General features: G+C 68.9%; 19 protein-coding genes and 3 tRNA genes. 19 read left to right on the top strand and 3 right to left on the bottom strand.

Annotated features, from left to right (window positions below):
- Window positions 1-140 precede the first annotated feature (140 nt).
- From dusB to D1J51_RS06630, 7 genes are all read left to right on the top strand, one after another.
- On the top strand, window positions 141-1,337 hold the full coding sequence (gene dusB, locus D1J51_RS06660; RefSeq protein WP_119074403.1) for a tRNA dihydrouridine synthase DusB: 1,197 nt from the start codon (window positions 141-143) through the stop codon (window positions 1,335-1,337).
- Entirely contained in the window at window positions 1,330-2,622 is a 1,293-nt protein-coding gene (locus D1J51_RS06655) for a deoxyguanosinetriphosphate triphosphohydrolase (RefSeq protein ID WP_119074402.1), read from the top strand. Before dusB ends, D1J51_RS06655 begins: the two co-directional genes overlap by 8 nt.
- Before the next feature lie 63 nt (window positions 2,623-2,685).
- The gene (gene dnaG, locus D1J51_RS06650; RefSeq protein WP_119074401.1) at window positions 2,686-4,557 is read left to right on the top strand and encodes a DNA primase; all 1,872 of its coding nucleotides are present in this window, start codon (window positions 2,686-2,688) and stop codon (window positions 4,555-4,557) included.
- A gap of 11 nt (window positions 4,558-4,568) precedes the next feature.
- Complete coding sequence (locus D1J51_RS06645; protein ID WP_119074400.1) at window positions 4,569-5,417, top strand: ATP-binding cassette domain-containing protein; 849 nt, start codon at window positions 4,569-4,571, stop codon at window positions 5,415-5,417.
- 101 nt (window positions 5,418-5,518) lie between these two features.
- Window positions 5,519-5,591, top strand: a tRNA-Asn gene (locus tag D1J51_RS06640).
- Window positions 5,592-5,647: 56 nt separating this feature from the next.
- Window positions 5,648-6,220 carry a gamma carbonic anhydrase family protein gene (locus D1J51_RS06635; RefSeq protein ID WP_119074399.1) on the top strand — a complete coding sequence of 191 codons (573 nt, stop codon included), beginning with the start codon at window positions 5,648-5,650 and terminating at the stop codon, window positions 6,218-6,220.
- Between the two features lie 41 nt (window positions 6,221-6,261).
- Window positions 6,262-6,332, top strand: a tRNA-Gly gene (locus tag D1J51_RS06630).
- Here D1J51_RS06630 and D1J51_RS06625 read toward each other — a convergent pair.
- Window positions 6,324-6,974, bottom strand: coding sequence for a phosphoribosyltransferase (locus D1J51_RS06625; protein ID WP_119074398.1), 651 nt, complete (start codon window positions 6,972-6,974; stop codon window positions 6,324-6,326). The two genes, D1J51_RS06630 and D1J51_RS06625, sit on opposite strands and share 9 nt — an antisense overlap.
- A gap of 158 nt (window positions 6,975-7,132) precedes the next feature.
- On the opposite strand from D1J51_RS06625, the gene D1J51_RS06620 reads away from it, so the two are divergent.
- The 5 genes from D1J51_RS06620 (at window position 7,133) to clpX (ending at window position 11,516) form a co-directional block, all read left to right on the top strand.
- Window positions 7,133-7,210, top strand: a tRNA-Pro gene (locus D1J51_RS06620).
- Window positions 7,211-7,261: 51 nt separating this feature from the next.
- Window positions 7,262-8,698 carry a trigger factor gene (tig, locus tag D1J51_RS06615; RefSeq protein ID WP_119074397.1) on the top strand — a complete coding sequence of 479 codons (1,437 nt, stop codon included), beginning with the start codon at window positions 7,262-7,264 and terminating at the stop codon, window positions 8,696-8,698.
- A gap of 168 nt (window positions 8,699-8,866) precedes the next feature.
- Window positions 8,867-9,454: an ATP-dependent Clp protease proteolytic subunit gene (locus D1J51_RS06610; protein ID WP_119074396.1), complete on the top strand. Its 588-nt coding sequence runs from the start codon at window positions 8,867-8,869 to the stop codon at window positions 9,452-9,454.
- Between the two features lie 27 nt (window positions 9,455-9,481).
- Window positions 9,482-10,120, top strand: coding sequence for an ATP-dependent Clp protease proteolytic subunit (locus tag D1J51_RS06605; protein ID WP_119074395.1), 639 nt, complete (start codon window positions 9,482-9,484; stop codon window positions 10,118-10,120).
- 121 nt (window positions 10,121-10,241) lie between these two features.
- Window positions 10,242-11,516 (top strand): ATP-dependent Clp protease ATP-binding subunit ClpX, encoded by a 1,275-nt coding sequence (clpX, locus tag D1J51_RS06600; protein ID WP_119074394.1) that lies wholly within the window; start codon window positions 10,242-10,244, stop codon window positions 11,514-11,516.
- A 37-nt stretch (window positions 11,517-11,553) separates the two neighbouring features.
- Here clpX and D1J51_RS06595 read toward each other — a convergent pair whose 3' ends face one another.
- A complete protein-coding gene (locus D1J51_RS06595) occupies window positions 11,554-12,147 on the bottom strand; it encodes a hypothetical protein (protein WP_162903700.1) in 594 nt (197 codons plus the stop codon).
- A 717-nt stretch (window positions 12,148-12,864) separates the two neighbouring features.
- On the opposite strand from D1J51_RS06595, the gene D1J51_RS06590 reads away from it, so the two are divergent.
- From D1J51_RS06590 to D1J51_RS06565, 7 genes are all read left to right on the top strand, one after another.
- On the top strand, window positions 12,865-13,911 hold the full coding sequence (locus tag D1J51_RS06590) for a sensor histidine kinase (RefSeq protein ID WP_162903699.1): 1,047 nt from the start codon (window positions 12,865-12,867) through the stop codon (window positions 13,909-13,911).
- Window positions 13,912-13,916: 5 nt separating this feature from the next.
- Entirely contained in the window at window positions 13,917-14,585 is a 669-nt protein-coding gene (locus D1J51_RS06585) for a response regulator transcription factor (protein ID WP_240422990.1), read from the top strand.
- 106 nt (window positions 14,586-14,691) lie between these two features.
- The gene (locus D1J51_RS17865) at window positions 14,692-15,051 is read left to right on the top strand and encodes a hypothetical protein (RefSeq protein ID WP_162903698.1); all 360 of its coding nucleotides are present in this window, start codon (window positions 14,692-14,694) and stop codon (window positions 15,049-15,051) included.
- Window positions 15,052-15,121: 70 nt separating this feature from the next.
- Window positions 15,122-16,078, top strand: coding sequence for a hypothetical protein (locus D1J51_RS06580; RefSeq protein WP_119074390.1), 957 nt, complete (start codon window positions 15,122-15,124; stop codon window positions 16,076-16,078).
- Between the two features lie 25 nt (window positions 16,079-16,103).
- Window positions 16,104-17,258 (top strand): efflux RND transporter periplasmic adaptor subunit, encoded by a 1,155-nt coding sequence (locus tag D1J51_RS06575; RefSeq protein WP_119074389.1) that lies wholly within the window; start codon window positions 16,104-16,106, stop codon window positions 17,256-17,258.
- Complete coding sequence (locus D1J51_RS06570) at window positions 17,255-17,938, top strand: ABC transporter ATP-binding protein (RefSeq protein WP_119074388.1); 684 nt, start codon at window positions 17,255-17,257, stop codon at window positions 17,936-17,938. The genes D1J51_RS06575 and D1J51_RS06570 overlap by 4 nt, the downstream gene beginning before the upstream one ends.
- Entirely contained in the window at window positions 17,935-19,119 is a 1,185-nt protein-coding gene (locus tag D1J51_RS06565; RefSeq protein WP_119074387.1) for an ABC transporter permease, read from the top strand. The genes D1J51_RS06570 and D1J51_RS06565 overlap by 4 nt, the downstream gene beginning before the upstream one ends.
- Before the next feature lie 32 nt (window positions 19,120-19,151).
- Here D1J51_RS06565 and D1J51_RS06560 read toward each other — a convergent pair whose 3' ends face one another.
- A complete protein-coding gene (locus D1J51_RS06560) occupies window positions 19,152-19,400 on the bottom strand; it encodes a Fe-S oxidoreductase (protein WP_240422988.1) in 249 nt (82 codons plus the stop codon).

The following is a 19,400-nucleotide window of genomic DNA, read 5'->3' as shown; positions in this document are numbered from 1 at the left end:
GGGGAGATTCTCGGGTTCCCACAACGATCACCCGAGCGCGTAGGTGAGGGCCCCCCAACACGCCGGCCGCAGAGCGCGGTCGCGCCCGGGCTCCGACCCTCCGCCCGCGCCGCAGCGACGCGTGAGAGAATAGGCCGGATATGACTGCACAGACCCTGACCGATGCCCGCCTGCGCATCGGGCCGCTCGAGCTCGACGTGCCGGTCGTGCTCGCGCCGATGGCCGGCATCACCAACACGGCGTTCCGTCGGCTCTGCCGCGAGTACGGCGCCGGGCTGTACGTCAGCGAGATGATCACCAGTCGTGCGCTCGTGGAGCGCACCCCGGCCTCGCTGCGCCTCATCAAGCACCACGAGAGCGAGACCCCGCGCTCCATCCAGCTCTACGGGGTCGATCCCGAGACGGTTTCGGAGGCCGTGCGCTTCCTGGTCGACCAGGACCTCGCCGACCACATCGACCTCAACTTCGGCTGCCCGGTGCCCAAGGTCACGCGCAGAGGCGGGGGATCGGCACTGCCGTGGAAGAGCGATCTGTTCCGCGCGATCGTCGAGGGCGCGGTGCGCTCCGCCGGAGACATCCCGCTCACCGTCAAGATGCGCAAGGGCATCGACGCGGATCACCTCACCTATCTCGACGCGGCGCGGGCCGCCGAGGACGCCGGGGTCGCCGCCATCGCGCTGCACGGCCGCACGGCGGGCGAGTTCTACTCCGGTCAGGCCGACTGGAGTTCCATCGCCGCGCTCAAGCAGGCGGTCACGAGCGTGCCGGTGCTCGGCAACGGCGACATCTGGTCGGCGGATGACGCCGTCCGCATGGTGCGCGAGACGGGCTGCGACGGCGTGGTCGTGGGGCGCGGCTGCCTGGGCCGCCCGTGGCTGTTCGGCGACCTGGCCGCCGCGTTTCGCGCGGAGGCCGGCGAGCTGAGCCGGGACGAGGCGGAGGCGGCGATCGCCAGGCCGCCGCTCGGCTTCGTGATGGACGCGATGCGGCGGCACACGGAGCTGCTCGTCGAGTTCTTCGACGGCGACGAGGATCGCGCCTGCCGCGACATCCGCAAGCACGTGGCCTGGTACTTCAAGGGGTACGGCGTGGGCGGGGACACCCGGCGCGCGCTGGCCGCGGTGGAGTCGCTCGTGCGGATGGACGATATCTTCGCGACGATGGACGCCTCCATGCCGTACCCGGGCGAGGGGGCCGAGGGCCAGCGCGGACGCGCGGGCAGCCCCAAGCGGGTGCACCTGCCCGACGGCTGGTTGAACAGCCGCACGAGCGACGGCGCCGACCGCGCTGCGGTCGCCGAGGGAGAGCGGGTCGACGGGGGCTCAGACGGTGGCTGAAGCGCTGCTGCGGCAGGATCCCGCGCTGCCCGCGGGATACACGCCCGACGACGCCGAGCGATTCCTCCCCGAGCATCACTCCGGCCACCGGAGCGACTTCGCGCGGGACCGCGCGCGCGTGCTGCACTCGAGCGGCTGGCGCCGCCTCGCGGCGAAGACCCAGGTGCTCAGCCCGGCCTCGGGCGTCGACTTCGCGCGCAACCGCCTCACGCACTCGCTCGAGGTCGCCCAGATCGGGCGCGAGCTCGCGGTCGCCCTCGGAGTGTCGCAGGACGTGGTCGACGCCGCCTGCCTGGCGCACGACCTCGGGCACCCGCCCTTCGGGCACAACGGCGAGAGGGCGCTGAACGAGTGGATGGCGGGCTTCGGCGGGTTCGAGGGCAACGCCCAGACTCTGCGCATCCTGACGCGGCTCGAGCCGAAGCGCTTCGGCGCCGACGGGAAGAGCGTCGGGCTGAACCTCACCCGGGCCACGCTCGACGCGAGCTGCAAGTACCCCTGGTCGCTCTCGGAGGCGCAGGGCGGATCGACTCCGGCGGGCACCCCCAAGTTCGGATACTTCGAGGACGATGCGGAGGTGTTCGGCTGGCTGCGCGAGAACGCTCCGGATCGGCGCAAGTGCGTCGAGGCGCAGATCATGGACCTGTCCGACGACATCGCCTACTCGGTGCACGACTTCGAGGACGCGATCGTCAGCGAGCACATCGATCCCGAGATCCTCACCGCGCGCTCCGGGCATTCCTCGCTGATCGGCGCGGTGGCGGAGTGGGCGGGCGGGCGCTTCAGCGCCGACGAGCTGGGGGCGGGATACGACCGCATGGCGGCGAGCCAGAACTGGCTGACGCGGTGGAGCGGATCCCGGCGCCACCAGGCGCAACTGAAGAACTTCACGAGCGACATGATCGGGCGCTTCGCGCGCGCGCCGATCCAGGAGACGCTGGAGGCCGCCGGAGGCCGTCCGCTGGCCCGCTACGGGGCCGAGATCGTCGTCCCCCGGGAGATCCGCGCCGAGATCGCCGTGCTCAAGGGGATCGTGGCCGCCTTCGTCATGCAGGACGGCCGTCGCCAGCCCACCTACCGTCGCCAGCGGGCACTGCTCGTCGAGCTGCTGCACACGCTGTGGGAGTCGGGGGCGGCCGAGCTCGAGCCGGCCTACGCCGCAGACTTCCGCGCCGCTGAATCGGAGGCAGCGGCTCGGCGGGCGGTGGTGGATCAGGTGGCGTCGCTCACCGATCAGTCCGCCATCGCCTGGTACCGCAGGCTGTGCGATGCGCCGTTGGCGTAGGCGGGGGCGCGGGGGAACCGCGCGGCGCCCGCCCTCGACCGCCGGCGAGTAGACTCGGCAGTTATGGCAGGTCGGATTCGCGCGGGTGACGTCGAAGAGGTGAAACGCCGCACCAACCTGGCCGACCTGGTGGGGGACTACGTCGCGCTCAAGAACGCGGGCATCGACTCGATGAAGGGCCTCTGCCCGTTCCACGACGAGCGCAGCCCGAGCTTCCACGTGCGACCGGCGCTCGGGTACTACCACTGCTTCGGCTGCGGCGAATCGGGCGACGCCTTCACCTTTCTGCAGCGCATGGACCACCTCACCTTCGCCGAGTCGGTGGAGCGGCTCGCGGCGCGCATCCACTACGTGCTCACCTACGAGGAGGGCGGCGAGAGGCGCCAGGACGGCCCCAACCGCGCGCGCCTCCTGGCGGCCAACCAGGCCGCGGCGGCGTACTTCACCGAACAGCTCGCGAGCGAGGAGGGCGTCGCGGCCCGCGAGTTCCTCGCCGGCCGGGGCTTCGACGCGGCCGCCTGCGAGCGATTCGGGGTGGGCTACGCTCCCCGAGGATGGGATCATCTGACCAGGCATCTGCGGGAGCAGGGGTTCTCCCCGCCCGAGCTGGCGCAGGCCGGGCTCGTCTCGGAGGGGCAGCGCGGCGTCTACGACCGCTTCCGCGGTCGCGTGCTCTGGCCCATCCGCGATACGAGCGGACAGACGCTCGGCTTCGGCGCGCGCAGGCTCTACGACGACGACAACGGCCCGAAGTACCTGAACACGCCGGAGTCGCCCGTCTACCACAAATCGCAGGTGCTGTACGGCCTCGACCTCGCGAAGCGTGCGATCTCGCGGGGCAGGCGGGCCGTGGTGGTGGAGGGGTACACCGACGTCATGGCCTGCCACCTCGCGGGCGTCGACACCGCCGTCGCCACCTGCGGCACGGCGTTCGGCAAGGACCACATCGCCGTGCTGCGACGCGTCATGGGAGACGATGCCGCGGCCGAGGTCGTCTTCACCTTCGACCCGGACGAGGCCGGCCAGAAGGCCGCGCTGCGCGCCTTCAGCGAGGAGAAGCGCTTCACCGCGCAGACCTACGTCGCGGTGGCGCCCGAGGGCCTGGATCCCTGCGATCTGCGCCTGCACCGCGGCGACGACGCCGTGCGCGAGCTCTTCACCCGCAAGGTGCCGCTCTTCGAGTTCGCCCTGCGTCAGTCGGTCTCGCGCTTCGACCTCAACAGCGTCGAGGGTCGCGTCTCCGGGCTGCGCGCGGCGGCGCCCATCATCGCCGAGATCAAGGACCCCTCGCTCCGGCCCGGGTACACCCGCGAGCTCGCCCGCATGCTCGGCTTGGAGCTCCCCGAGGTGCAGCAGGCCGTACGGCCCGTCGAGCGCGGAGCGCGGGCGAGGCCCGCCGATCCCGCGCCGCCGAGCCGCTCCGGAGCGGAGCCGAGCGCTCCGGCACGGGAGGCCGCGCCGCGCCCCCGCCTGTCGACGCTGAGGAGCACGCCCACGACGTGGCTGGAGCGCGACGCGCTCATGGCGATGCTCCAGCAGGGGGCGAGCATCGGAGCGGACCTGCTGCAGCAGGCGGTGACGGCGCAGATGATGGAATCCGATCTGCGCGTGGTGCGCGACGCGATCGGCGCGGCGCTGCCGGCTCTCGCGGCGCCCGACTGGATCGACCGGGTGCTGGCCGCCGCGCCCGAGAGCCATCGCGGCCTCGTGCGCGAGCTCGCCATCGCGCCGATGCCGCAGCGGCGGCCGGAGCAGCTGGCGATCTACGCCCGCGATGTGGTGATCTCTCTGCTCGATCGGGATCTGCTCGCGCTGAAGCGCGAGCTGCTCGCCCGGCACCAGCGCATCGGCGACCCGAGCGATCCCGGCGCCCGGCGCATCCAGGAGCAACTCGCCGCTCTCGAGGCTGCACGGCGGGGTTTGCGAGAGGAGTAGACTCTCGAGGCATGGCCAAGCCCGTCGTCGAAGCCGATCCCCTCATCCGGGTCTCCGATCTCTCGCTGTCCTACCCGGCGCACGCGGGTGGGCGGGAGTTCGAGGCCGTCGAGGGAGTCGGCTTCGAGCTCGCTCGCGGCGGGGTCATGGCGCTGCTCGGGGAGAGCGGTTCGGGCAAGTCCACCCTGGCCAAATTCCTCGCCGGGCGCGCCGCCGACGCCGGAGAGAAGGCGGCGCGCATCAAGCTCACCGGCGGCGAGGCGAGCGTCATGGACGTGCCCATGCGCAGGCTCGGCCGCCGCGCCCGCTCCCGGCTCACGGCGTACGTGGGCCATCTGGGGCAGGACGCCGGAGCCACGCTCACCCCTGAGCTCAACGTCGGCGACATCCTGCTCGAGCCCATCGTCGAGCGCAGCCGGCGGTTCAACCGCGAGGAGCTGGGCGAGCGCATCGCCGAGATGATGGACATCGTCGCGCTGCCGCTCGCCAAGCTGCAGGAGTACCCCTACGAGCTGTCGAAGGGCCAGCGCCAGCGCGTCGCCGTGATGCGTTCGCTCATGCTCGATCCGGCGCTGCTCATCGCCGACGAACCCACGCTCGGCGTCGACGCGAACAATCGGCCCAAGATCGTCGAGCTTCTGCGCTGGTACCGGGAGCGAATCGGGGCGACCGTGCTGCTCATCAGCCACGACATCGGCATGCTCGAGGCGCTCGTCGAGAACGTGCTCGTGCTGCAGCACGGGCGCACCGTCGGCGAGGGCGACATCAACGAGATCTTCCGCCAGGCCGACCACGGTTACGTGCAGCTCCTGGCGCAGGCGCTGCGAGCCACGGCCTACGACGAGATCGCCGATGAGTAGGGCGGCGCCCCGAGCGCCCGCCGAGGCCGGCGGTTCGGGTCACGGCGATTTGCAGACGCTTTTCGGCTCTTGCTAACATAGAAGGGTTGCTTCGGCAATGGTCCCCTGTAGCTCAGTTGGCAGAGCGCTTGACTGTTAATCAGGATGTCGCTGGTTCGAGCCCAGCCGGGGGAGCGACGCAGGCCCTTACCGCGAGGTAGGGGCTTTTCGCTACCCGTGAGGAGTGGTGCATGACCGAAGCGCTGGTGCTCGCCGTGGAGCCCTACGGCGCCCCGAACATCCACCCGTCGGCCTGGCTCGCGCCCGGCTCGATCGTGGTCGGCGACGTCACGATCGGCGCCGACAGCAGCGTCTGGTACAACGCCGTGGTGCGCGGCGACTCCGACTCCGTGCGCATCGGCGAGCGCAGCAACCTGCAGGACGGCGTCGTCGTGCACACCCAGCGCGGCGGCGACGGCGCCGTGATCGGCGACGACGTCTCGGTCGGGCACAACGCGGTCGTGCACGGCGCGACCGTCGAGGACGGCTGCCTCATCGGCATGAACGCCACCGTGCTGAGCGGCGCCGTCGTGGGCGAGGGATCCCTCGTGGCCGCGGGGGCGCTGGTGCCGCAGGGCGCCGTGATCCCGCCGCGCTCCCTCGTCGCGGGCGTGCCCGGTCGCGTCGTGCGCGAACTGCGGGACGAGGATCGCGAGGCCGTGCGCCGCAACTCCGAGGTCTACCTCGACTACACGGAGCATCACCGCGCCGCGGTGCGCGGGACGAGTGCCGATGTGCGCAGCCGCGGTCCGCATGCACTATGATCGATGAGGTGCCTCGGCACCGCCCGTGCTGCTCGCAGCCCGGGGCTGTAGCTCAATGGTAGAGCCCCAGTCTTCCAAACTGGTTACGCGGGTTCGATTCCCGTCAGCCCCTCCGGCCCCGACTACGTGCGTCCAGCAACCGCACCACCTCGGCGTCCTCGACCTGGGTGAAGTCGACGTAGTACTGCCCGACGGCCATGAAGCGCGGCGGGGCCGCGAGGCAGACGATCTCGTCGGCCGCCTCGAAGGAGGCGAGGGTGTCCGGTGCGGCCACCGGCACCGCCAGCACGACCCGGGCCGCACCGCGAGCGCGGGCGATCCGGCACCCGACCGCCGCGGTCGCACCCGTCGCCATGCCGTCGTCGACGACGACCGCCGTTCTCCCCGCGAGCGGGACGGGCGGGCGCCCAGCCCGGAAGCGCCCGACACGCCGTTCGACCTCCGCGCGCTCGCGCGACTCGCTGCGCTGCAGGTCCTGCTGGGAGACCCCCGTGGTCTCGATGACGCCCCGGTTGAGGACGAGCGCGTCGCCCTCGCCGACGGCGCCCATCGCGACCTCCTCCTGCCCGGGGACCCCGAGCTTGCGCACGACGAGCACGTCGAGCGGGGCATCGAGTTCCGCGGCCACCTCTGCGGCCACGGGCACGCCGCCGCGGGGGAGCCCGAGCACGACGGCGTCCTCCGGCCGGCCCTCCGCGGCGATGCGCTCGCCCAGCAAGCGGCCCGCCTCGATCCTGTCCTGAAAGACCCGCATGAAGCTCCCGCCCTCACCATCCGGTCTACCCCCACCGGCTGAGCGCGTCAAGGGTCCGCGCTCACGGCCCCGGACCGACGCGCCTTTCGCGGCACTTTCGGCTAGACTTGCTCGGGTTGCGCGCTTTCGCGCGCGCCGACTGTGAATCCTGCGGGTTCCGGGGCGTAGCTCAGCTTGGCTAGAGCGCCCGCTTTGGGAGCGGGAGGTCGCAGGTTCGAATCCTGTCGCCCCGACCAGGGCCACCCGGTCCGATACGCAGCACGACACTCCGACGATGAGAGGCCAAATTGCCCAAGACGACCGCTGAGAAGCTCACCCCGACCCGCGCCAAGCTGAGCGTCGAGGTCACGCTCGACGAACTGGAGCCCTACCTCAAGCAGGCGTACAAGACGATTGCCGATCAGGTCTCCATCCCCGGCTTCCGCAAGGGCAAGGTTCCGGCTCCGATCATCGATCAGCGCGTCGGCCGCGAGGCGGTCATCCAGGAGGCCGTCAACGGTTCGCTCGACGACTTCTACCAGTCGGCCCTCGCGGAGGCCGACGAGCGTCCCATGGGCCGCCCGGCCGCCGACGTGGCACAGTGGCCTGATGCGAAGGACCCGAGGAGCGCGCTCGTTCTGGTCTTCGAGGTCGAGGTGCGGCCGAGCTTCGAGCTGCCCGAGTACGACGGGCTGAAGCTCACCGTCGACAACGCCGAGGTCGATGACGACGCCGTCGAAGCCGAGCTCACCAAGCTGCGCGAGCGCTTCGGCTCGCTCGTGACGGTTGAGCGCCCCGCCAAGCAGGGCGACTTCGTCGAGCTCGATCTCGTCGCCCGGATCGACGGCAACGAGGTCGACCAGGCCAGCGGCGTCTCGTACGAGATCGGTGCCGGCAACCTGCTCGAGGGTACAGACGAGGCGATCGAGACTCTCACCGCGGGGGAGTCGACCACCTTCACCTCCCAGCTGCTCGGCGGCGAGTACGAGGGGCAGGACGCCGAGGTGGAGATCACGCTGACCGCCGTCAAGGAGCGGGAGCTGCCCGAGGTCGACGACGAGTTCGCCCAGCTGGCGAGCGAGTTCGACACCGTCGCCGAGCTGCGCGAGAGCCTGAAGGACCAGGCCGCCCGCGCCTCCGTCTTCGCCCAGGGCCAGCAGGCCCGGGATCTCTTCACCGAGACCCTCATCGAGCAGGCCGGCATCCCGGTCTCGGAGGAGCTCGTGGAGGACGAGGTGCACCGCCACCTCGAGAGCGAGGGGCGTCTCGAGGACGACGAGCACCGCGCCGAGGTGCGCAAGTCGGCGGAGCAGCAGATCCAGCTGCAGCTGCTGCTCGACGCGATCGTCGAGGCCGAGAGCGTCACGCCGACGCAGAACGAGCTCTCGCAGTACATCTTCCAGTCAGCTCAGCAGTACGGCATGGAGCCCACCCAGTTCCTGCAGGCGATCAGCCAGGGCGACCAGATGGGCGTCATCCTGGGCGAGGTCACCCGCAACAAGGCGCTCGCGATCGCGCTGGGCAAGGCCCGGGTCGTCGACCAGGCCGGCAACACGGTCGATCTGAGCGAGTTCACCGCGGTCGACTCGGAGGACGAGGCCGAGGTCGTCGAGGAGGCCGAGGAGATCCTCGAGGAGACAGCCGAGGAGCCCGCCGCCGAGGAGAAGCCGAAGAAGGCGCCCGCCAAGAAGAAGGCGTCCGCCAAGAAGAAGGCCCCGGCCGCGAAGGACGCGGACGCCGAGTAGTCCCGCCGCCGCAGCAGGATCCCTCGTTCCCGTTCGCGGGGCGGGGGATCCGCTGTTTGCGCGCCCGTCTTTTCCGTCGGACTGATGACCACGCCCAGGGCGAACACGGCAACGCGGCGCCTCGCGAGTCGATACCCTCGAATCAAGCAACAACGAATGGAGCGCCGAATGGCAGAACAGACGCCGCCGCCGAACCAGGTGTTCGACCGACTGCTGAAGGACCGCATCATCTGGCTCGGGTCCGAGGTTCGCGACGACAACGCGAACGAGATCTGCGCGAAGATCCTGCTGCTCGCAGCGGAGGATCCCGAAGCCGACATCTACCTCTACATCAACTCTCCCGGCGGCTCGATCACCGCCGGTATGGCGATCTACGACACGATGTCGTTCGTGCCGAACGACATCGTCACGGTGGGCATCGGCATGGCCGCCTCGATGGGGCAGTTCCTGCTGACCGCCGGCACGAGGGGCAAGCGGTACATCACACCGAACGCGCGCGTGCTGCTGCACCAGCCGCACGGCGGCTTCGGCGGCACCGCGAGCGACATCCAGACCCAGGCCGAGCTCATCGTGTCGATGAAGAACCGCCTCGCCGAGATCACGGCGGCGCAGACCGGCAAGACGGTCGAGCAGATCAACGAGGACGGCGACCGCGATCGCTGGTTCACCGCGGACGAGGCGCTCGAGTACGGCTTCGTCGATTTCATCCGGGACTCGGCCTCCGACGTGGTCGGCGGCGGCGGCACGAACAGGTAGGCGCGAGAGAAAGTGAACGAAGGCCATATGAAGATCGACATGCCCGCCGCCCGCTACGTGCTGCCCTCCTTCGAGGAGCGAACGGCCTACGGGTACAAGCGTCAGGATCCGTACGCCAAGCTCTTCGAGGATCGCATCATCTTCCTCGGCGTGCAGGTGGACGACGCCTCGGCCGACGACGTGATGGCCCAGCTGCTCGTGCTCGAGAGCCAGGACCCCGAGCGCGACATCACGATGTACATCAACTCTCCCGGCGGGTCGTTCACCGCGATGACGGCGATCTACGACACGATGCAGTACATCCGTCCGCACGTGCAGACGGTGTGCCTGGGCCAGGCGGCCTCGGCCGCGGCGGTGCTGCTCGCGGGAGGCACGCCGGGCAAGCGCCTCGCGCTGCCGAACGCGCGGGTGCTGATCCACCAGCCCTCGACGGGGCAGGCGGGTCACGGGCAGGCCTCCGACATCGAGATCCAGGCGCGTGAGATCTTGCGCATGCGCGAGTGGCTCGAGGAGACGCTGTCGAAGCACTCGAAGCGCAGCATCGAGGAGGTGCACCAGGACATCGACCGCGACAAGATCCTCAGCGCGCAGGAGTCCCTCGAGTACGGCCTGGTCGACCAGGTGCTGACCAGCCGCAAGAACCCGCAGCCCGTGCTGCCGCAGTAGCTCTCCGGCACGCCGCGGGCTCCGGGGCCGACCGGGGCCCGCGGCGTGCCGCCCATGAATGTCAGTAGTGCCCGCTAGTCTCTAAAGAGTCGTATCCGTACGAGTGTGAAGGAGCCTCCGCATGGCGAAGATCGGCGAAAGCAGCGAGCTGCTCAAGTGCTCCTTCTGCGGGAAATCGCAGAAGCAGGTGCAGCAGCTCATCGCCGGCCCTCAGATCTACATCTGCGATGAGTGCGTGGCGCTCTGCAACGAGATCATCGAGGAGCGCCTGTCCGAGCACCAGACCAGCGAGTCCTCCGATTTCGCCCTGCACAAGCCGCGCGAGATCGCGGAGTTCCTCGATCAGTACGTGATCGGGCAGGATCGCGCGAAGCAGTCGCTGGCCGTCGCCGTGTACAACCACTACAAGCGGGTGCGCGCGGCCTCGACGCTCACGAGCGCAGAGGTCGCCTCGGAGCAGGTCGAGATCGCGAAGTCGAACATCCTGCTCATCGGGCCCACCGGCTGCGGCAAGACCTACCTCGCCCAGTCGCTCGCGCGCCAGCTCGGCGTTCCCTTCGCCGTGGCCGATGCGACGGCGCTCACCGAGGCGGGTTACGTCGGCGAGGACGTCGAGAACATCCTGCTCAAGCTGCTGCAGGCCGCCGACTTCGACGTGCAGCGCGCCGAGACCGGCATCATCTACATCGACGAGATCGACAAGATCTCCCGGAAGGCCGAGAACCCCTCGATCACCCGCGACGTGTCGGGCGAGGGCGTGCAGCAGGCCCTGCTCAAGATCCTCGAGGGCACGGTGGCCTCGATCCCGCCGCAGGGCGGGCGCAAGCACCCGAACCAGGAGTTCATCCAGCTCGACACCACGAACGTCCTGTTCATCGTCGCGGGCGCCTTCGCGGGCCTCGAGGAGATCATCGGGTCGCGCCTGGGCAAGGGCGGCATCGGCTTCGGCTCGCCGGTGGCGAGCAAGCGGGGCGACGAGCAGCTCTTCGCCGAGGTGCAGCCGGAGGACCTGCACAAGTTCGGCCTGATCCCCGAGTTCATCGGCCGGCTCCCGGTGGTGGCCACGGTCGACCCGCTCGACGTGCACGCCCTCACGCGCATCCTCACCGAACCGAGGAACGCGCTCGTCAAGCAGTACCAGCGCATGTTCGAGATCGACGGGGTGAGCCTCGAGTTCGAGACCGCGGCCCTCGAGACCATCGCCGAGCAGGCCGTGGCACGCAAGACGGGTGCGCGCGGCCTGCGCGCCATCCTCGAGAACCTGCTCGGCCCGGTGATGTTCGAGGTGCCCTCGGCCGGCGACGTGACCAAGGTCGTGGTCACCCGCGAGTCGGTGCTGGGGGAGTCCGAGCCGCTCGTGCTCCAGTCCCGCAGGAGCGAGCGCGAGAGCGCATGACCCCCGGCCCGAACAACTCGATCGCGTCTCGCGCCGCCTACCCCACGGCCGAGAGGTCGTAGCTCAGCAGCACGCTGCCGTCGGGCTGCGGCAGCGTCAGCGCGTCCACGGTCAGGCCCGCGCTGCTCAGCCGCGCGGACACGCCGCCCTCCGGGGTCTCCGCGGTATCGGCCACGGCGAAGCCGTTCGCGTCGATCACCGCCTGCCACTGGGCGTCGGCCGCCGCGGCGTCACCCGCGCGCAGCACCACGAACCACCGGGTCGACGAGCGTTCTCCCGCGTCGTCGATCACCGCGCCGGGCGGCATCGCGAAGGAGCCGGAGGGAAACGACGGGGGGATCTCGGTCTGCTTGGGAGTACCGCCCTCGGGGTCGCGCTCGGGCCAGCTCTCCTCGTCGCTCGCCCCCGGTTTGCCGTCGGCGGCCCCCGAACCCTTCGATCCGCCGTCCGGATCCGCCGCGGGGTCCTTCGTGGTCGACGGTGTCTTCGATCCGGAATCATTGGCGGGGCCTGGGCCGGCATCCGGTGCGCAGCCCGCCAGCCCGAGCGCGAGGGCGGTCGTCAGCGTCAGCGCGGCGCCGATGCTCGCACCTCGCGCGGTTCGCTCGCCGGTGCTGATGCGGTGTGCCATGTCGTCCCCCTCGGTATCGATCACCACACTACCCGTTCGAAAGATGTACCCGAGATTCGCGCGCTCGCCGAGGCATCACCTGTTCTGCTATCCGCTTCTTCGCTCGGGTCGGGAGACGTCCGGATCAGCAAATTCGCAAGAAAAGGCACAGGAAATCATCTGCATTGGTCGTGGCGTTTGCCCCAAGGCTTGATAGGCTCGTGATTCCGATAACAGATGCTGACGAGACGAGCTCGTGGTCACTTGAGTTCAGGGGCCCTGCTAGGAGGCTTCCGAAGACCATGGCCGCAGCGATGATGGATCTGAGCATCGAACTTCCTTTGGGAGAGAGATTGAGTTCGCCCCGACTCAATCAATGATTGATAGTTCGAGCATTGCTCACATATGTGCGTAAGATGCCTATACAAAAGAACAAAACTAAGGACTGGTCGCAAATTCTAGAGTGACACGAAGGGGAAGTTACTGGTTCTAGAACAGGACGAACGAGGTTGTTCAAGTACTTCAGGCGCACATGAAGGATTCCAATACATGAAGGATCTCAGTGCACGCTGGCTACGAGAAGTGAAGCCGCTACCGGCGCCACGAGTTGCACGAGCACTGATCGTGATCGCGGCTTTACTGCTCATCTCCGTCGATCTTCCGAGTGAGCGCTTTGATCTTACGGCCCCGCGGGGGTGGGCGGAGCTCTTGGTCCCCTATCTCCCGCTGGTTGCGCTCTTGTTCGGAACGATACCCGCATCCATCGCCTGGTTCGTCACGGAGGCGGTCTTACTGGGCCTCGGCGCCGGGATCTACCAGCTGGCGCAGTTCGTCTTTCCCACGTGCATCGTCATGGCGTTTTGCACTTTTCTCTTCCCGTGGCGACAAGCGGTCGTTCTATCGCTCTCCGCGGCAGCGACGCTTCCACTGTTCCTCTGGATCAATCCCGAGATCGGCTCCAGTATTCTCATTGTGCTCGTCCTCCTGTGTGTCTCCGCAGCGGTCGGGTTCGCGCTCAGCATCTACCAGGAGCGCAGCCGGAGAAGCATGGACGAAATGCGCGCTATGCGGGAGCGGCAGGAGAGCATCAGGCACGAGGAGCGCAGGACGCTCGCCCACGAACTGCACGACGTCGTCGCCCACGAAGTCACGATCATCGCCATGCAGGCCCGGCGAGCCGCGCTGGTGACCGATCCCGCAAAGGCCGGACAGATTCTCGAGAGCATCGGCGCCTCCGCCCAGCAGGCGCTCAACGACCTCCGGAGCCTGGTGCTGATCCTCAAGGATGAGCGGTCCTCCGAGGAGAGCAGGATCAACTCCGACGACCTTCTGAGGACACCGGAGGTATCTGGCGAGACCTCCGTCGCGGAGGGGTTCATCGATGACCTGAACCATGTCGTCGAGGCATTGCGGCAGGGCGGCTTCGCTGTGGAACTCGCGGTTGCTGGAGACGTCGCACGGGTCCCGGCGAGCTTGCGGCAGGCCCTTCGGCGCACCATCCGCGAGATGGGCACCAACGTGCTCAAGCACGCCGACCCGTCTGACCCGGTCGATGTGAAGCTGACGGTGTCCGAGGGCTGGGTGACGGTATCCATGTCCAACTCGATCGCTGCGGCCCGCTCTGTGGTCTCCTCGCGCACCGGGATCGAGGCGATGCGCGCCCGGTGCGAGGTGTTCCACGGCAGCGTCGAGTACGGGGATGCGGAGGGGTGCTGGACCACCAAAATGTCCTTTCCACTCGAAGGCCCCGTCCCTGTGCAAGGAGAGCGGGGGCGGCCCGAGTGATACGGGTGCTTCTCGTGGACGACGAGGCGGAGACGCGTGCGATCCTGCGCGATTACCTGCTCTCGGATGCGCGGCTGGAGATCGTCGGCGAGGCGGCCGACGGGCAGGTCGCCCTGCAGCAGACGATTGCGCTGCGACCCGATGTGATCCTGATGGACATGCAGATGCCGGTGATGGACGGCGTCTCCTCGACGCGCGAGATCCACAGGGCCTTCCCCGACATCGCCGTACTGGGGCTCAGCACCTTCTCCACAGACCGCTACGTGATCGATCTGCTGCGTGCGGGGGCGTCGGGGTACCTGGTCAAGGACGCGCCGCCAGACGAGCTCATCGACGCGGTGCGCAGGGTTGCGGCCGGGGACTCGGTGCTGTCGCCCGAGGTGACCCGGCACGTGGTGAGGGGGCTCGGAGCCTCGGTGCCTGCCGAGATCACTCCCGATTCTGAGCTGGCGGGTGTTCTGAGCGAGAAGGAGCTCGAGGCGGTCCGGCTGCTCGCGGAGGGGATGAGCAACCGCGAGATAGCGGAGGCGCTGTGCATCACGGAGTCGGCGGTCAAGGGCCGGTTGGTGAAGGTCATGGAGAAGCTGGGAGTGCGCGACCGCGTGCAGATCCTCGTCACGGCGATCTCCCGGGGGCTCGTCGATGTGAAGCGCGGCCCCCGCCTCATGTCGTGATTGTACTTCCGTATAGACGGCGAGACGCAGCGCGGGAATAGCGTTGTGCCTGCCGGGCACGCTACGCAGGTAGCTCATGCGGCATTTCAGTGAGGAAGGACACATCATGAGGAAGAGAACTGTTGCGATCTTCGCAGGGGCTATGGGGATCGGCCTGTTCCTGGGAGGGGCGGCGACGGCTGCGCAAGCCGACACCGGAGCCGGTTGGGGCGGGGCCTTCGGCTACTACAACACGAACTATGATCGGCTCGCCGCGATGGACCTGCAACCCGATGGGTATGGTACGAGGGTCTATTACAAGTACACGACTAACGGCCAGGTGTACAACCTGGACAACGATATGGCCGCTGGAAGCGCCGTCACCAGAACCATCGGAGGATCCGGCAGCATTAGACTGTGGACCTGCTTGAAGAATGGCGGAGCAACGGTTTCATGCTCCGATCTGTCTCAGTGGACGGCACGTTGACGGGGCGGAGCTGCATGCATCTCGCGATAACAGCGGACAAGCATTCCGCCTTCGCCGAAAAAGGTCTCGGGTGACCAAGCGCAAACTCAGCCTCTTACTGATCACCGCGACGACCCTGTCCCTTGCCGGGTGCTCTCCGGATGCCATCGGGGCCGGGGCAGGGGATGGCTGGGAGACTCCGGAGGTGGCTGAGGATCCTTCCGCGGTGACGTCTGCGACGACGCTGCCCTCCGACTCATACCGGCTGAGCTTCGAGCAGTACCAGGCAATGGGTGAGGTTCAGGTCCGGATGCTGGAGGCGTGCGCGGCGGAGTTCGGGGTCGAGATGGAGTTCTTTGGAGAGTATGTGCACAAGCCCAATTACCCATACGTCTGGGGCGGCTTGTTCGGCACGATGAGCGAGGAGCAGGCCGAGGAATTCGGGTATCTGGCGGCGCCCGGCGGCCCTTGGAAGAGAACCGGTGGGTTCACGCTGCGGCGCCCGGATGATTTCGGGCCGTACACATCTGAGCTCGGCGCTAACGATGAGGCCCGGGCAGGCCTCTACCGTGTTGTTGCGTCAGGGGCCCAGGCTCAAGATATGGTGCCGAAGTCGCAACAAGTGGAAGTACCCCGGGACGCGGACGGAGATCGGGTGCCGTCGGGCGGCTGCTTGCAGCGGGTCGAGGATGACATCGGCGTCCCCCTGGATCGCACCCTGGATGAGGACTTGTTCGATCTGCTGGTGTTGAGCCTCGAGCAACCGCGGGTTGCGCGGGCACAGGACGAGTGGAAGGCCTGCATGAAAAGCGCCACGGGCGAGACGTTCGAAACGGTGGACTCGGGTTGGGTTCAGGGAGGGCGGAAAGAGATCGCGGTGGCCGACGTGCAGTGCACGAAGGAGACCCGCTGGCCCGACTACTTCTATCCCGTGTACATCGACTACCAGAAGCAGATGATCGCGAAGGAGCCGGAGCGCTTCGACGCCGCTCTCGCGGCCGAGCGCAAGCGCTTCGACGTGCTCACGGGCGGCAGCGCGAGTGGTTAGACTAAGGGGCCCGAGACGTCCGCTCGTGAAGATCGGGCTCGCCTTGGGCGCCTGCGCGGTCCTCTCGTTCGGGGTCGGCTTCGGCGCCGGGACCATCATCAAGTCCCCTCGGCAGGTGCTCGCCGAAACGGAGCCGCCGCCGAAGACGGACCTCACGGCGCCGATCACGACGGGAACGATCTCGCAGTCGGTGCTGTTCCCCGCGACGATCACGAACGGCAACAGCATCGATGCGGGCGCGAACTCCGGGTTCGAGGGTTTCGGCGCCGGCATCATCACTCGGGCGCCTGTGCCGGTGGGCACGAAGGTCGGCCCGGGGACCGTGCTCTTCGAGGACTCGGACCGGCCCGTGATCCTGCTGCCGGGCGAAGTTCCGATGTTCCGGGACCTGAAGAACGGGGACAGCGGCGCCGACGTCGCCCGTCTGCAGGCCTCGCTCGGCGAGAGCGGCTTCATGATCTTTGACGAGCCAGGCATCTTCGGCCCGTCGACCGAGCTCGCCCTGCTCGAACTGTATCAGCAGCTCGGATACGAGGTCGCGGTCACCGGACCGGAGCCCTCGGCACCCGCGCCCAGCGGCCCGGCCACTACCGGCGAGGAGGCGCGGCCCGTCATCACCGCCCGGGCGGCGGAGCTGGCGTTCGCCCCGCACGGCGCGGTGGGCCGCATCACGGCGGTCAACGCGAAGCTGGGCGATCCGGTTCCGGGCAGCGCGGTGGTGAGCCTCACGACCGCACCGCCGAACATCACGCTGACGCTGACGCAGGCGGAGGCCGGACAGATCGGCTACGACAGCACGGTCGAGGTGACGGGGGCCTCGCTGGAGAAGCCGCTGGCTGCGACGGTGTCGCAGATCGACCTGCCGGTCGCGGGGGAGGAGGGCGAGGACCCGACGGTGAAGGTGCTGCTCACCCCCGCTGAGACGCTCCCGCCCGAAAGCGTCTCGTCACGGGTGCAGCTCGCGTTCTCGCCGCCGGGCGAGGCCGAGACCGGCCTGCTCGTACCGCTGGCGGCCATCAGCTCCACACCGAACGGCGGCTCCGCGATCACGCTGGTCGAGGGGAAGAAGAAGCGGAAGACGCAAGTGCAGATCGTGCGCAGCGGCGACGGCCTCGCACAGATCACCAGCGACGAGACCGCGGTAGCCGAGGGCGCGCAGGTGCTGGTGGGAAGCTCGTGAGCGAGCTGATCCGGCTCGAGAGCATCAGCCGCAGCTACGGGGACGCCGTTCCCATCCGGGCTCTGCGCGAGTGCTCGCTCACGGTGCACGAGGGTGAGTTCGTCGTGGTCAGCGGCCCGTCGGGATCGGGGAAGTCGACGCTGCTGAACCTGATCGGCCTGCTGGACACCCCGACCACGGGGAGCTACCTCTTCCGCGGCGAAGACGTGTCGCGGCTGCGGGAGCGCCGCCGCGCGATGCTGCGGGGCGCCGAGATCGGTTTCGTGTTCCAGTCCTTCCAGATCCTCGAGCAGCGCAGCTGTCTCGAGAACGTGATGCTCGCCGATCTCTACAGCGGGACGTCGAGCGGAGCGTCGCGAGAGCGGGCTCGGCGGGCGCTCGACGCCGTCGGACTCGGTGAACGCGGAGAGAGCTTCCCGACCGAGCTCTCCGGTGGGCAGCGTCAGCGAGTCGCGATCGCCCGCGCCCTCAGCGCGGGCCCCTCGATCCTGCTGTGCGACGAACCGACCGGCAACCTCGACAGCGGGACCGCGCTCTCCGTGTTCGAGCTGTTCCGCAGTCTGAACGCGGATGGCGCAACGGTGCTCGTCATCACGCACGATCCCTCGCTCATGCACTACGGCACCCGTGGGCTGACCATCCTCGACGGCGTGCTCAGCGAGGCCGCGGAGCCCGCATGAAACTCGCGAGGCTCCTCCACGAGGCGGCGTCGGGCGTGCTGCAGCGCTCGTCGCGCTCGATCCTGACCATCATCGGCACGGCTCTCGGCATCGGTGGATTCGTCGCGATCCTGGGAGTGACCGCGACGGCCAACGGGCAGATCAGCAAGGACTTCGATGCGCTCAGCTCCACGGTCGTCGTCGCCGACGCCACGGAGGAGGCCCTGTACGCTCCGGGAGGACCGTTCCCCGAGGGCGCCCTCGAGCGGGCGCAGGGGATCACCGGGGTGACGCGCTCCGCCGAGTGGCGCAGCATCGCACCCCCGTCGATCAGCGTTCTCCCGCCCGGCCCGCGCAGCGGCGAGAGCGAATCGAGTTCGTCGGTGCTCGCGGTCTCGCCGGAGTACTGGGCGTTCATCGGCGCCGAGGTCGCCGAGGGACGCCTGTTCGACGGTGCGCTCGGCGACTATCCGGTCGCCGTGGTGGGCAGGGAACTCGCGAAGAACCTCAAGCTGGCGGCCGTCGAGACCGCTCCGACCATCTACATCGGCCGCGTACCCGTCACGGTCGTCGGGATCGCCGCGGACACGCGCGGAGACAGCACCCTGCTCTCATCCATCGCGATCCCGCAAGCGTTCGCGCTGCGGCACTTCTCGAGCAGTGTCACCGGGGCATCCATCGGGGTCAACACGCGGATCGGCGCGAGCGCCGCGGTGAGCGAGCAGCTGGCCATGGCGGTGAACGCGCGGTACCCGGAGCGGGTGCGGGTCGTGCCGCCTCCCCAACCGTCCATCGCGCGGGATCAGGTCGCCGCTTCAGTGCAGACCCTGCTGCTCTCACTCGCGCTCATCACCCTGCTCGTCGGCGCGGTCGGCATCACGAACTCGGCGCTCATCGGGGTGCTGTCTCGAGCCCCCGAGATCGGGCTGCGGCGCGCCCTGGGTGCGATGCCGCGGCACATCGCCGGGCAGTTCCTGCTCGAGTCCGCGGTGCGCGGCCTGCTCGGCGGAGCCATCGGGACCTCGATCGGGGTGATCGCGATCGTGGGGGTCGCCGCTGCCCAGCAGTGGACACCGGTGCTCCATCCGCTCGTGCCGGTGCTCGCCCCCGTTGCGGGGCTCGTGATCGGCTGCCTCGCGGGTGCGTATCCCGCCTGGAGGGCGACGCGGATCGATCCGCTCGACGCGTTCCGGTCGCTCTAGCCCGGCGGGCTCCGGTTCGGCGCGGCTGCGAATCAACCCAGCCAGTCGTCGTCCGCGCCGTCGAGGTCTTCCGGCCCGGCCCGGCCCGGCTGCTCCACGCCCTCGAGGGTGACGATCACGAGGTCGTCCAGCGCGCAGCGAGGGCGGCCCTCGAGCCACGTGAGGGTCCAGGATCCGGCCTCCGGGTGCGCCGCCTCCTGCTCCGCGATCGCCCGGTGCAGCTCCGGGGGCACGCCCCTGTGCGGGGGCGACCCCGCGGCCCAGCGCGCCCCCAGCTGCAC

Origin of the sequence: Leucobacter sp. wl10, from assembly GCF_003569785.1 — a bacterium.
Taxonomy (GTDB): domain Bacteria; phylum Actinomycetota; class Actinomycetes; order Actinomycetales; family Microbacteriaceae; genus Leucobacter.
This window is presented reverse-complemented; position numbering and strand designations above follow the sequence as displayed.